The sequence below is a fragment of the Clostridium niameyense genome, assembly GCF_001243045.1.
GTDB lineage: Bacteria > Bacillota > Clostridia > Clostridiales > Clostridiaceae > Clostridium_F > Clostridium_F niameyense.
In genome coordinates, this window is the sequence record NZ_LN849007.1 from 1,909,284 (window position 1) to 1,922,917 (window position 13,634).

General features: G+C 26.1%; 12 protein-coding genes and 1 pseudogene. 1 reads left to right on the forward strand and 12 read right to left on the reverse strand.

From position 1 onward, the window contains the following. Nucleotides 1–9: 9 nt before the first annotated feature. The 10 genes and pseudogenes from BN1711_RS10000 to BN1711_RS10045 all read right to left on the reverse strand — a co-directional run bounded on the left by BN1711_RS10000 (nucleotide 10) and on the right by BN1711_RS10045 (nucleotide 10,567). Nucleotides 10–1,908, reverse strand: coding sequence for an LTA synthase family protein (locus tag BN1711_RS10000; RefSeq protein WP_050608010.1), 1,899 nt, complete (start codon nucleotides 1,906–1,908; stop codon nucleotides 10–12). 236 nt (nucleotides 1,909–2,144) lie between these two features. After that, nucleotides 2,145–2,651, reverse strand: a complete 507-nt coding sequence (locus tag BN1711_RS10005) for a DUF2179 domain-containing protein (protein WP_050608011.1) — start codon at nucleotides 2,649–2,651, stop codon at nucleotides 2,145–2,147. A gap of 212 nt (nucleotides 2,652–2,863) precedes the next feature. Beyond that, nucleotides 2,864–3,715: a DegV family protein gene (locus tag BN1711_RS10010; protein WP_050608012.1), complete on the reverse strand. Its 852-nt coding sequence runs from the start codon at nucleotides 3,713–3,715 to the stop codon at nucleotides 2,864–2,866. 100 nt (nucleotides 3,716–3,815) lie between these two features. After that, nucleotides 3,816–4,082, reverse strand: coding sequence for a hypothetical protein (locus BN1711_RS10015; protein ID WP_050608013.1), 267 nt, complete (start codon nucleotides 4,080–4,082; stop codon nucleotides 3,816–3,818). A gap of 521 nt (nucleotides 4,083–4,603) precedes the next feature. Next, nucleotides 4,604–5,278 (reverse strand): annotated as a pseudogene (locus BN1711_RS10020) (PepSY domain-containing protein); the annotation flags it as partial. A 176-nt stretch (nucleotides 5,279–5,454) separates the two neighbouring features. Continuing rightward, nucleotides 5,455–7,200: a M4 family metallopeptidase gene (locus BN1711_RS10025; protein ID WP_050608014.1), complete on the reverse strand. Its 1,746-nt coding sequence runs from the start codon at nucleotides 7,198–7,200 to the stop codon at nucleotides 5,455–5,457. Nucleotides 7,201–7,449: 249 nt separating this feature from the next. After that, nucleotides 7,450–8,193, reverse strand: a complete 744-nt coding sequence (locus BN1711_RS10030) for a hypothetical protein (RefSeq protein ID WP_050608015.1) — start codon at nucleotides 8,191–8,193, stop codon at nucleotides 7,450–7,452. Next, nucleotides 8,193–8,888, reverse strand: a complete 696-nt coding sequence (locus tag BN1711_RS10035; protein WP_050608016.1) for an ABC transporter ATP-binding protein — start codon at nucleotides 8,886–8,888, stop codon at nucleotides 8,193–8,195. Before BN1711_RS10035 ends, BN1711_RS10030 begins: the two co-directional genes overlap by 1 nt. Before the next feature lies 1 nt (nucleotide 8,889). After that, a complete protein-coding gene (locus BN1711_RS10040) occupies nucleotides 8,890–9,261 on the reverse strand; it encodes a GntR family transcriptional regulator (RefSeq protein ID WP_050608017.1) in 372 nt (123 codons plus the stop codon). A 157-nt stretch (nucleotides 9,262–9,418) separates the two neighbouring features. Continuing rightward, the gene (locus BN1711_RS10045) at nucleotides 9,419–10,567 is read right to left on the reverse strand and encodes an SEC-C metal-binding domain-containing protein (RefSeq protein ID WP_243128256.1); all 1,149 of its coding nucleotides are present in this window, start codon (nucleotides 10,565–10,567) and stop codon (nucleotides 9,419–9,421) included. A gap of 213 nt (nucleotides 10,568–10,780) precedes the next feature. Here BN1711_RS10045 and BN1711_RS12670 point away from each other — a divergent pair, with 213 nt between their 5' ends. Next, nucleotides 10,781–11,017: a hypothetical protein gene (locus tag BN1711_RS12670; protein ID WP_187367290.1), complete on the forward strand. Its 237-nt coding sequence runs from the start codon at nucleotides 10,781–10,783 to the stop codon at nucleotides 11,015–11,017. Nucleotides 11,018–11,463: 446 nt separating this feature from the next. Here the strand turns inward: BN1711_RS12670 and BN1711_RS10050 are convergent, their stop codons facing one another. Beyond that, nucleotides 11,464–13,098: a carbon starvation CstA family protein gene (locus tag BN1711_RS10050; RefSeq protein ID WP_050608019.1), complete on the reverse strand. Its 1,635-nt coding sequence runs from the start codon at nucleotides 13,096–13,098 to the stop codon at nucleotides 11,464–11,466. Nucleotides 13,099–13,109: 11 nt separating this feature from the next. Next, on the reverse strand, nucleotides 13,110–13,619 hold the full coding sequence (locus BN1711_RS10055; protein WP_050608020.1) for a DUF8052 family protein: 510 nt from the start codon (nucleotides 13,617–13,619) through the stop codon (nucleotides 13,110–13,112). Nucleotides 13,620–13,634 lie beyond the last annotated feature (15 nt).

Genomic DNA, 13,634 nt, shown 5'->3' on the forward strand with positions numbered 1-13,634 from the left:
TAAGTCTGATTACTCAGACTTACTTTTTTCCATTTCTAATTTTTTTATCAAATTATGATTTAATAATTCATCTGAACACTGCAATTGGTTTAATGAATCAGCTTTTTGTTTTTTCATTTCTTCTGTTTCAGATATCTTTTCTCCTGTTTCTATATCATAATAGTCACCTGTCCAAGAAACATAAAATATTTTTCCATCAGTAAAAGATCCATTCCTAAATGTTACTTTTGTATCCTTTGCATTTAAAATATCATTTCCTAGCATATATTCTTTAGGTAAATCAAATAAGTTAGCTAATGTAGGATATAAATCTATTTGTCCTGAATAAATATTATTTACTCCCTTATACTGATCTTGAGGAAAATGTATCATCATAGGAACCTTTTGAAGTTGATACCATTTTAAATCATTAGGTTCTTTTTCCCCTACAAAATCATATAACTCTTGGATATAATTTTTAGATATAGCATTATGGTCACCATAAAGCACTATTATAGAATTATCTAAATACCCTTCCTTTTCTAACTCATCTAAAAATATACCTATTTGAGTATCTGTATAATGTATTCCTTTCAAATAGTTTCCTATGAAAGAACCCTCATACTTTCCTACATTAAAATCCCCATATCCCTTTACATCATCGTAAGGGAAATGACTACTTAAAGTAATTAAAAAACTGTAGAACGGTTCTTTAAATGTTTTTATCTTCTCCATAGATTGATTAAAGAATGATTTATCACTGAGTCCTAAACCTACCTCTTCGTCTACATTATAGCTTGTTTCACCATAGAAATCTTGAAACTCTTGAGCTTTATACATTACATTCCTATTCCAAAACCCATTTTTATAACCATGCATTGCTGCAGTATAATATCCTTTATCTCCTAACTCTTTAGGTAAAGATTTAAATTGGTTAGAACTATACATATAATATGCTGCTCCTGATGAAGCTGGATATAATGAGTTATTAGATAAGAATTCTGCATCAGAAGTATTTCCAGCTGCTACTTGATAAAAATAGTTATCAAAATACATACTTCTTTTTAACCACTTATTCAAATTAGGTGTTATCTCTTGTCCTTCCACTTGTGCACCTATAACAAACTGTTGAAGAGCCTCTACCTGTATTACAATTAAATTCTTACCTTTAGCTATACCTTTATATTTGTCTCCTTGAGATGTAGATTTTTCTTTGAGAGAATTAACTACTTGTTGTTCTTTTTCTGGGGACAATTTTTTACTTTTATTTATTTTATTCTTAGTAAATTGATATGCATCTATAGCATGAAAATTAACATTTCCTAAAACTCTTGTTATATATATTCTATTACTCATAGTATGAAGAAGTCCTGGTTGATCTACAGATAATCTATATATATTTATACCGTCTAATGAGATACCTATAACAAGTATTAATAGAGCAGTTCTAATTCTTACAAACTTTTCATTTTCTTTAAAAGATTTGTTTTTATAAATTTTCCCTAATGGTAAAAACAATATTATGTCTAAGAAATAAAGAAAATCTGTAATCCTAAATAAACTAGTTATACTAGAAGCTACTCCCCCTAGTAAAAAAGCATTCCTTATAGCACCAAAAGATATAATATCTTTAGAATACCTAAAATATAGTAAGTCAGCTATAATAATTGAGGTAATTATTATATTTAAAACGTATAAGAACTTTATTCTTTTCTCTCTTTTTAAAAAATATCCTACAGATATTAGAATTAATATAGATGCTACAACTGGTAAGAGTATATATTTGTAACTGAAAAATTCTGGAGATATTTCTTTTCCATAAATCATTACCTTTAAAGTTACAATAACCAAAAATAATACTATATCTAAATTTCTTAATAATACATTTTTAAATTTATTTATATAATCGCATGATTTTGCTTTGTTCATCTTTACCCCCTATAAATTTATAGTCTCTATTATTCTATTACCATAAGTAGTATAAGACTTTGTTATGTAGATACTTTAAATAACCTATTAAAAATTTTTAAATATTTTAAAGTCACATATAATTATGTATTTATTAATTATTTATGCAAGTTTAAAATAAATAGACCTTACACTAATATATAAGGTCTATTTAAAATAAGTTAATAAGTACTGATATGCAAAATCAATATAATCTACTATTTTCTTATACCATACCCTCCATAAACTGTCTTTATATCATTTATAGATATCATTGCATTTATATTACTTTCTTCTATAGTTCTTATTATTTGTTCTCTATTTTTTCTCTTAGCATGTATTATTAACATTTTCTTTTGATCTACTTTTCCTTCTGCATCTATAATAGTTACTCCAACATTTTTGTCTCTTAAAATTTCTGCTAATTTTTTTCCATCTTTCTCAGAAGCTATTACATTTATAGTAAGCAATCCTATTGCCAATTTTTCTTCTATAACACAACCTAAATAATTTCCACAGGTAAATCCTAATGCATAAACCACCATTCTGATAGGGTCATCTTTTATACCTGATAAAACTGAACTAGTTACATAAAGCCATATCGTTACCTCAATAAAACCTATAATAGATCCATATAATTTTTCCCCACGAGTTATAAGTACTGTCCTTATAGTCATTAACGATACTTCCAATATTTTAGCTACAAATATAAAAATATAATACATAATTCTTACCCCCTATTTTATTTCTTCTATATCATGCCATATCATATTATATATTGAAAACGTATTTATGTTAATATATATTTTAAAAAATTTAATTGATAGTAATTAGAGAATAAGTAAAATTTATACAGCATAAAAAACCCCGTGATAAAGTCCCTCTCATTAACTTTATCAAGGAGCTTTTTTCAATATCTGCACCAAATTAATTAATGTTATTCGTCCTTGAAACATGCTACACCAACTAATCCTGGTCCACTATGTACTCCTGAAACTGGACTTATGCATCCTCCAAAGAATGCAGAAGTAACATTAGGCAAGACTTTTAACATATCAAATATTTTTTTTGCCTCGTTCTCTGCATTACCATGCATTACATATATACTACATTTATCTTTATTTAATATATCTTTTACTATGTCTATAAGTCTACTTAAAGATTGTTTTCTACCTCTAACTTTATCATAGGTATAATATTTTCCATCAATACTATCTATAGAAACTATGGGCTTAATATTTAAAAGTTCTCCTATAGTTCCTGCTACTTTTCCTATACGTCCACCCTTTTTCAAATACTCAAGTGTTCCTACCACAAAGAACTCTTGAATTCTACTGATTATATTAGGTATATGCTTTACTATTTCCATAAAACTTTTACCTGATTTTATCATTTTAGCACATTCTACTACAACTATACCTTCTCCTAAAGAAATAGATTTTGAATCACACACATATGTAGTAAGTTTTGGATGATTATCGCTAACTATTTTTACAGCATTATATATACCTGATAATCCACTAGATAATACAACAGCTATAACATGAGTATATCCCTTTTCTTCTAATTCATTAAATAAATTTTCCATATCCTCCATAGAAGGAAGTGAAGACGTAGGAACCTCATTTTCTAAATTATTATAAACTTCTTCTGAACTTATTTCGATTTTATCTTTATAATCCTTATCTTTATATATTATTCTAAACGCTAATTGTTCTACATTATATTTTTTTAGCAGGGTTTTAGATAAATCACAAGTTGTATCTGTTATTAAAGCAATTTTTTCCAATTAATATTCCTCCTAAATTTACATATAGGTTAATTATAACATTTTAAAATTTCATGACAATAGCAGATATATTACATATTAATTCTACTACATAATTATCTTAATTTAAAGTTTTAGGAACCGCAAATATACTATAATTGAAATTATTTGTTTTATTGCTTATTTTTTTGATTTCTTCTAAATCTTTTACTTGAAAAACAAAAGTTCCTCCTGATTTATTAATAATCCCCCCACCTATTATGTACTTTTCACCCTTTGTATCGTTTTTAATATGTGTATTTATTTTATTAATTATATTTTTCCCTCCAGTTTTATAATTAATTCTAATAAATAAATTATAATTTTCATTAACTTCATGTATACTCATTTAACTCATCCCCTATTTTAAAGTTATGATATATTTTTATTATATCGAACGTTTGTTCAATGGTCAATATATCTTGTATTTTAAAATTAACTTATAAATAATAAAATCTTATTATTTTAATTAAAACTTAAAAATATCATCCATATAATTCTGATAATAAGATTTAAAAATATCTACTTTATGAAATAAGTTCCATAATAATGAACTTATCATAATAAAAAGAAAAAATTTTTAAAACATTTAAATTTCTCAAAATAAAACTAGTATAAAAACTAAAATAATTGTAGGCTTTAATACTTTTATTACTATGGCATATTCCTCTTAATTATTCCTAATATTTTAAAATTTTAGCAAATTAATTAAATTTAAATTAATAAAAAATAGGAAATTAGTAATCATAAGTTATTATTCTTAAAAACTTTAAAGTATAATAACTATAACTCTAATTTCCTATTTTTAAATATTTCATTATTGTTTTAAAATTTTCATCTATAATATTATTTTAATTAGCTATAATATTAATTTTTACTATTAATTATGGTAGGAGTATTATTAAATTTATTTACTATAGAACCATTTTCAGCATTAACAAAAACATTCCAATTTCCTGTGTCTGTAACTAAATCTACTAAATAAACTATATAAGGCTTTCCTTTAGAATTATATAAATATAAATCTACCTTTAAATCATGTAGTTTTTCATACGTTATATTATTTTTAGCTTTTTCTATGGCTTCATTCTTTGATAGTTTAATTTTATTTTTCCAACTTTCATTTTCAAAAGCAGCGTCTACTCTACCGCTTATATAACTCATTGTAGAATCTTTTTCAGTTGTAAAAACTATTCTTCCATAATACACAGGTATACCTTCTATTTGGTAAATTGTATGATAATAAGTTTTGCCATCTTCATCTTTCAAGGTTTTTGTACTTTTAAGAGAGCCTTTCTTTAATCCAAATTTAAAGATATTTTCTTTAAAGAATTCGTTTATGTCATTAAAATTATTAAATTTTTTTTCTTTTATATTAGTAGTTGATTTTTTGTTATGCTCCTTACTTTGTTCCCAAAATATTGTGGTTATTTGAGGTTCATTCTTGCTTTTTTTACCTATAGGTCCTGCAGCATAAATTGCTGAAGCTGGTAAAAGCGTCATTATTGTGCTTAAAATTACAGTTAATAATTTTTTACTTTTCATAACATCTTAGCCCCCAATATACTATTACTTATAATTTATTAATTTTATAGAATAAAAATTAAACATATAATATAATTAGTATATATAAATAAGATGATCTCTATGTAATTAAGAGATCATCTTATTTATTTACATTTTATTTATATATATTTTTTATTCATTTAATGTATTTTTTATTATAATGGTAATTGAGGTGTAGCACTTATTCCAACTTTATCAAAAGCATTCTCAACGATTTTTACTTGTTTGCTATTTTCACCATAAACATCTTTAGTAACTTTAATTAAATCATTTCTGCATTTAGCAAAATTTGTTGTTTCATCCCACTCATAGCAATTAGCTCTATAAAATAATTTTGCCATAATATCTTTACTATTCTTTTCTCCAGCCCTTTCCATACCATCTGCAATTAAATAAGCAGCATGGTTTATTATACCTGAATTTATATGAACTCCACCATTATCATGCTCACTATCATTAGGAAGATATACAAAGTCTTTCATATGAGCTGGTTGATTACCTCTAGATGGATCCTTCATATCTCTCATTGTGTCTCCTTCAATATTTGGTGTATAGCATTCTTCACCTATCTCAAAGTTTTTACCATCAATTGCTACTCCCATAATATCAGAAAATGCTTCATTTAAAGCACCAGATTCGTTTTCATATCTAAGATTAGATTCTTTACTGGTTATACCGTGACTTACTTCATGACCCACAACATCTAAAGCTTTTGATAATGGTGAGAATAGTTTTCCATCCCCATCACCAAAGAACATAGCCCCAAGGTCATCTCTCCAAAAGGCATTATTGAAGTTTTTACCAGCATGAATAAATCCTTCAACATTCATGCCCTTATTATCTATACTATTTCTATTTAATTTATTTTTATAATAATCATAAGTCTTAGATAAATTAACATAACCATCTACTGCAACAACATGCTTATCCTCTGTAAACTTGTTGTTGTTATTTTCTACAAGGTTTGATTTTCTTAATATATATGATTTAGGGTAGTTATATAAACAAGCCCAACTATTGTTTATGTCATATAAATAAACATTCTTATTACTATCTTTTAAATAATATTTTCCGTCCTTATAGGTTAAATCAATATCTACTATTCCATCTAGACTAGTTTTACCTTTACCTTTGGAATTTTTCCCATTAACATTTACTACACTATTTATATTAGAATTTTTATCCTTTTCAGCCTCTCTTTTAATTTCCTCAGCATTAGGCTTATTTTGATCTTTCTCATTAATTAAAGTAGGAGTGTTATTAAATTTATTTACTATAGAACCATTTTCAGCATTAACAAAAACATTCCATTCTCCATCATTTGTGATTAAATTCACTAAATAAACTACATAAGGTTTTCCTTCAAAATTGTACAAATATAACTCTGCTTTTGATTTAGATAGGTTATCATATTTTATGCCACTTTTAGCCTTTTCTATAGCATTCTCCTTTGATAACTTTACTTTATTCTTCCAATTACCATTTTCAAAGGCAGTATCAATTCTACCGTTTATAGAATCCATTGAGGAATCCTTTTCAGTTGTAAAAACAATCCTTCCATAGTATGCAGGGATACCCTCTACTTGATAAATCATATGATAATGAGTTTTGCCTTTATCATCCTTTACAGTTTTCATATTTTTAAGGGAACCCTTCTCTACACCAAATTTAGAAGTATTTTCTTCAAAGAATTTGGTTATTTCCTTAGAGTTATTAAATTTCTTTTGAGTTATACCAGTAGTAGCTCTTTTGGTGTTTTGTTCGCTCTTTTCCCAAAATATTGTTGTAGTTTTTGGTTCACTTTTACTCTCTTTCCCTACAGGAGCAGCACAAACTGCAGAAGCTGTAGAAAGAGTAATTACAGCACTTAAGACTGTAGCTAATAATTTTTTACTTTTCATAAATTTTAAACCTCCTTACATATTTGTTATTAAATGGAGTTTGTGCATTAATTATATCAACCAATAAGATAGATATCAATTTAACAAATTAACCATTTATTAACATTACGTTTAAATTTATTAACTAAACTTTAATTTTTAGAATATTCCTTAATTTTTCAAAATTCAGTATACAGTGTATAAATAAAATAGGAAATTAGTACTCAAAATTCTAATTTCCTATTTCTCAATTTATTTTAAAATACTGCTTTATACTTCAACCTTTTTTTCTAGTAAATACGAAATTACTAAAAACATTACCACTATTGATATAAGATTAAATATTAAACCAGCAACATTAATACTAGTATTGGGCATATAGAAGCGTAAATTTACGCTATTTGAAACAAGATTAAAATTTATAAATTTATCAAAAGAAGTAGAAATGAGGCCCTCTATCTTTGCTAAAACCCAACCTATAAATAAAAATATAGCAAATGATCCAAGTTTATTGAACCTTCTTCTTTTAATAGTTATTCTGGATAAACTTATAGAAAAATATGCTGATAGCAAAAGTTCTAAATAAGTTATAACATAAAATATGCACACTAATGTAACAGACTTATAATTAATAAACCTGCTTATAGCATCATATCCCTGTGGAATTTTTATCATATTAATATAAAAGAATAATCCTGCTACTATATTTACCACAACTAGTTGAATAAATGAAGTAATTATTTTAGCCCCTAAAATGCTACTTCCTCTTTCAGGCAATGAACAAATTAAATAACATGTATCAGAATAAAGATCTTTACTAAATACTTGTATATTCCATATAAAAACTATAAAATTTGAAAAGATACATACCATAAGTGATAACATAAATATAGCTTCTCTTGGCCAAATATTTTCTCTACTTAAGAAAAAAATATTTCCAATTAAAATTAAAGAAATTAATATTATGAGTTCTTTATAATATGACTTTAAATTATATTTAATAAGCTTACCCATTATCTAAATACCTCCTTGTAGATTTGATCTATTGATTTTTCTTTTTCTATTCTAAGCTCCTCAGCTTCACCCTTTATAATTATTTTTCCTTCTGATATAAAATAAACATCATCAAAAACTCTTTCTATATCATTTACTAAATGAGTAGTTATGATCATAGAACTATCCTCTCTATAGTTGTCTATTATAGCATCTAATATTTTATCTCTACTTACAGGATCTACTCCTCCTAAAGGTTCATCCAAAAGATATAAATCCGCCCTTCTTGATAATGTTAGAGTTAACAATAATTTTTCTACCATACCTTTAGATAATGATGATACTTTACTTTCTTTATCTAATTCCATAAATTCAATAAGTTCATCACACTTTTTTTTATCAAAATCTTTATAAAAATCCTTATAGAAATTTATACTATCTTTAATCTTCATCCATTTATACAAAAAATTTCTATCTGGTAAATAGGCTACTTTAGCCTTTGTTTTAATTCCTATTTCATCTTTATTTATCAAAATTTCACCTGAGGTTTTTCTTAAAAGACCTGCAGCTATTTTTAAAAAAGTAGTTTTTCCACTACCATTAGGTCCCAACAATCCAATTATTCTTCCCCTTTTTACTTCCATATCTAAACCATTTAATGCATTTTTTTTATAATAACACTTTTTTAAATCAGAACAAGTTAATATAGTATCCATTTTATATATCCTCCTTTTCTAATTGGCCTTTAATTATATCTATAATTTCCTTTTCATTAAATCCAATTTTCTTCATACCATCTAAAAAATTATTAACTATTTCTAAAGACATATCTCTTTTTAATTTTTTTACCATATTCATGTCCTCCTTAATAAAACTTCCCATACCTCTCTGAGTATAAATTACTCCTTCTCTCTCTAATTCTTGATATGCCCTTTGCATTGTATTTGGATTCACCATAAGAACTTTAGAAAATTCCCTTACAGAAGGTAATTTATCCCCAAGTTTTAAACTTTCATTAACTATATTTTCTTTTATATAATTCATTATTTGAATATATATTGGAATTTTATCGCTAAAATTTATTTTCATTAAACTCCTCCTAATGTTTTAGTGTACTATCATTATAGTACACTAGTCTTATTTTCTTGTCAACATACAATTCAATATTTACATAATAATTTAATATTTACGCAAATAGATACCCCATGAACTACTATGTTTACTTAGTAGTTCATGGGGTTATTATTTATATATCTGATTTTTTATTTTTCATACAACATTTTTTGTATTTCTTACCACTTCCACAAGGACAAGGATCATTTCTACCTATCTTTTGTTTATTATATGATTTATTATATAATTCCTTTTGTTTTTTCTTTATTTCATTTATACTATATCCTCTTAAACACCATTTGCCGATTCTATCATTAGCTTCTATTAAACAATAATTTATCTTTTCTTCTAAACCTTTATCACTAATATATACTTTACCCTTTATAGTATCTAGTATATAATCTATGGAAAAAGCATTCTTTAGCATATAAGAAGCTAATAATACTACTTTATCCAATTTTTCTGAGGACATATTTAAATTATCATTCAAACATTTTTTTAATTCTTTTAGTTCTTTTATGTAAAATTCTTTTTGATTGAAATTTCTTATTTCATCTATATGTAAATCATAATAATCTAAGTAGGCAACCCTTTTATGCCCATCTAATACATAATATAAGTCAATAACATTCTTACTATAGAATGCATTACCTTTATTTTTTATTCCGTAATAATTTCTATTATGTTCACTTAATATATTCTCTAAGTATCTTTTATCGAATTCAATTTCTATATCTTTTCCACCACTTAGATTTTTAGATAAGTTATTTAAAATAGGATACAACTCGTCTATCTCTAAAGCACCGTAGTAATGAAGTAAAACCTCTATTGCTTTAAGCACTTCATTAGAAATAAAAAATCCTAAATTAAATTCTTTGTTGTCTACTACCTTATTCTTTATTGTCTCCTCTACTTCCTGTGGTATAACAACCAAATTTTCATTATTAGAGGATATTGGAAAAGCTAACCCCATATTTCTTAAAGAAATAAGTTCATCTTGGCATTTTTCTAAATTATCACTTATATATTCACTTTCCTTAATATATTTATTTAAAAATACATATTGATAAAAATCTATTTTGTCTATTATTTGATCTAAATTAGATTGTATATTATTACTTAAAACTTCTACCAAATCCTTCTTGGCTAATTTACTTACGCCCTTTACATCTAATGTTTTCCTTATATCTGTTAATTCATTTTTTGTAAGATTATTTAATAACTCTTCTAATGAATATTTAGTATTACTTAAATTTTCTAAATTGTCAAAACTCACATTCATTCTCCTATTCTTATATATATTTTCAAACACATCTAAGATTAATTGTATATAAATAGCTAATTTTTTTCAATACTTATCTATTTAAAAAACAATTTGCATAAGTTTTCATATAATAATTATGTAACACTATTCACTCCCCCTCATATAATACTAATATAAATTATATATAATAATTTTAGACAAGCTAATCCCTAAAAGAATGGGGGGATATATATGGGTCATAAACATCATAAACGCGATTGTTGCTGTGGATATGAAAAATATGAATGTTGTTCTCCTAGTTGCTGTCGTGGATATAATTATGGTTGCAATAGAGGTTGTGGATGTTCTAATTTTTTAGGAAGTTGTGGTTGCAATAGAGGTTGTTGCAATAATAGTTGTTGTAATAATGGTTTTGGCGGCAATAACTGGATTTGTTATCTGGCACTTTTAGCCCTATTTTGCCGTTAATCTAACTTATAATTTATAAGAAATATAGAGAATTATTTTTAAATATAAAAAGATATAAAAATATAGCAAGTAATTACTATATATAATATATTATAGGCAGGTGTACTTACACCTGCCTAATTCTATAAGTTACACAAGAAATATTAATAATTAATTATAAGTATTAATACAAAACTTCATCTAACTAACCCTACAAAGTTATCAGCCTCAAAGATTTTAAATAATATCCGTTAGTACAATATAAATATTTTTAATATAATATACTAGATTAGAAATTTTTAAAACCTTTAATGGTATCACACTTATTATTAATTATAAATTCTCTTGCAATAATATTTTATCCTAATAAAATTATTTTATTTATATAAATAATTGTAAAATTTTACACGAAAGGGATCACATCAAAATAAAATTCTTTGATATAGCTCTTTATCTACTTATAATATTTAAGCCTTTATACCTTTATTATTATCTTTGTTTCCTTTTAGTACATTATAAGCCTCCACTAAAAGAACTATGGAAAGTATAAACAATACTACTGCCATAATTCCTAATATATAATTTGGATTAGCACCAAATAAATAAGATTTCATAACTAAAAATAATGCTGTTAAAGTAACTGCAAACATAAATACCATAGGTATTTTTATCATCATTGTTTTCTTCCCTAGTTTTGTAAGCCAAGCTGTTAATGATAATAAAGCTAAAGCTGCTAGTAACTGATTAGCTGATCCAAAAATCGGCCATATTTTATCATATCCATATAATATAAGTCCTAATGCACATAAAACAGTTATTATAGTAGATGTATACATATTAGCAAGTGGAGATCTTGTACCATCTTTCCTAACTTCAAAAAATTCTTGGAATATATATCTAGCTATTCTTGTAGCTGTATCCAAACTTGTTAGAGCAAAAGCTGAAAAAGATAATGTTACAAATACCTTACCTACAGATATAGGTATTCCAAATGCAGACATAAATTCAGCACAACCATTAGCAAATATTTGAGCTGGAGTTCCTTCTGCTTTAGCTACATATCCTACAGAAATTAAAGCTATAATAGCAACTATACCCTCTATAAGCATAGATCCATATCCTATAAGTTGAGCATCTCCTTCTTTATTTAATTGTTTAGAAGTTGTACCTGAACTTACGAGTGAATGGAAACCAGATACTGCACCGCAAGCTACTGTAACAAATAAAAATGGAAACAAAGTTTTTCCTTTTACTGTAAGTGATGTTACAGGTTTTAATTGCATTGTTGGGTGTAGTAAAATTATACCTATAAAAGCTCCTAAAAGCATAGCATATAATAAGAATGAACATAGATAATCTCTAGGTTGTAACAATAGCCACACTGGCATTGTAGATGCCGCAGTAATGTATATAAGCAAAATTATTTGCCATTGAAATTTACTTAATTTCAATACTGGAAATTTATAACCTATATAAACACAAAAAAATAATAATGCAACACCTACTACAGTAGATACTCCTATAGGTGCATTTTTTCTATATACAAAAAAACCAAATCCCATAGCCAAAAATATAAATAAGATTGAAGATGTTCCTGCTTGAGCTCCAGTTAATGCATTGGGTTTAGCTGGATCAAAAGCAAAGGTAGATGCACAAATATCACTAAAAGCTGCCACAACTAATACAAGAGTAACCCAAGCAAATACATTAAATAATTTTTTTCCCTTTTCTCCTATATTAGCATGAATAATTTCCCCAATGGAATTTCCTCCATGTCTTATGGATGCAAATAATGATCCAAAATCATGAACTCCACCTATGAAGATACTTCCTATAACTATCCAAAGCATTACTGGAACCCAGCCAAATATAGCTGCTTGTATAGGACCTGCTATAGGACCTGCTCCTGCTATAGATGAAAAATGATGTCCTAATAAAATTTTTGCATCTGCAGGACAATAGTCTACATTATCAAATTTAACATGAGCTGGAGTTTCTCGACTAATATCTACTCCCCAGTGCTTAGCGAGCCACCTTCCGTAAGTTAAATAAGCAATAAAAAACAAAATTATACCTGTTAAAAGCAATGCTAGTGAATTCATAAGAATCCCTCCTATTCTTTATTAAAGTGTACTTGATACACTTTTTTAACAACCTTAGCAGCTTTATTAGTTATAATTTCTTCATTAGTCAAATCTACTAAAATAAGACGTATATCACACCAACCATACCAATAAAACTTATATGCCTTACAATATTTAAATTTTTTTATAAACTTTTTTATTTTAAAATTTACTGGAGTATTACTTAGAATTATTCCCGTTATATAAGAACTTTTATGATCCTTATGAGGACTTACATATTTTGACTCTGCCTTTATAAGCATTTTTGTAAAACCATCTAAAAAATCTTCTGAAATTTCATTTACCTCTTTTACAAAACAGTATTCGTTAGTTTCAAAACTATCTATAATATCATTTTCAGTCAACATAGTCCTTACATTAACTAAATTGCATGTAGCAAATACATCTAATTTATTTGCTAATATACTTATATTTCTTTGAACTTTAAAATATGTTTTATAGGAATTTATTAATCTCTCCATATATTTCCGTGATTCCATTTGTTACCTCCTATG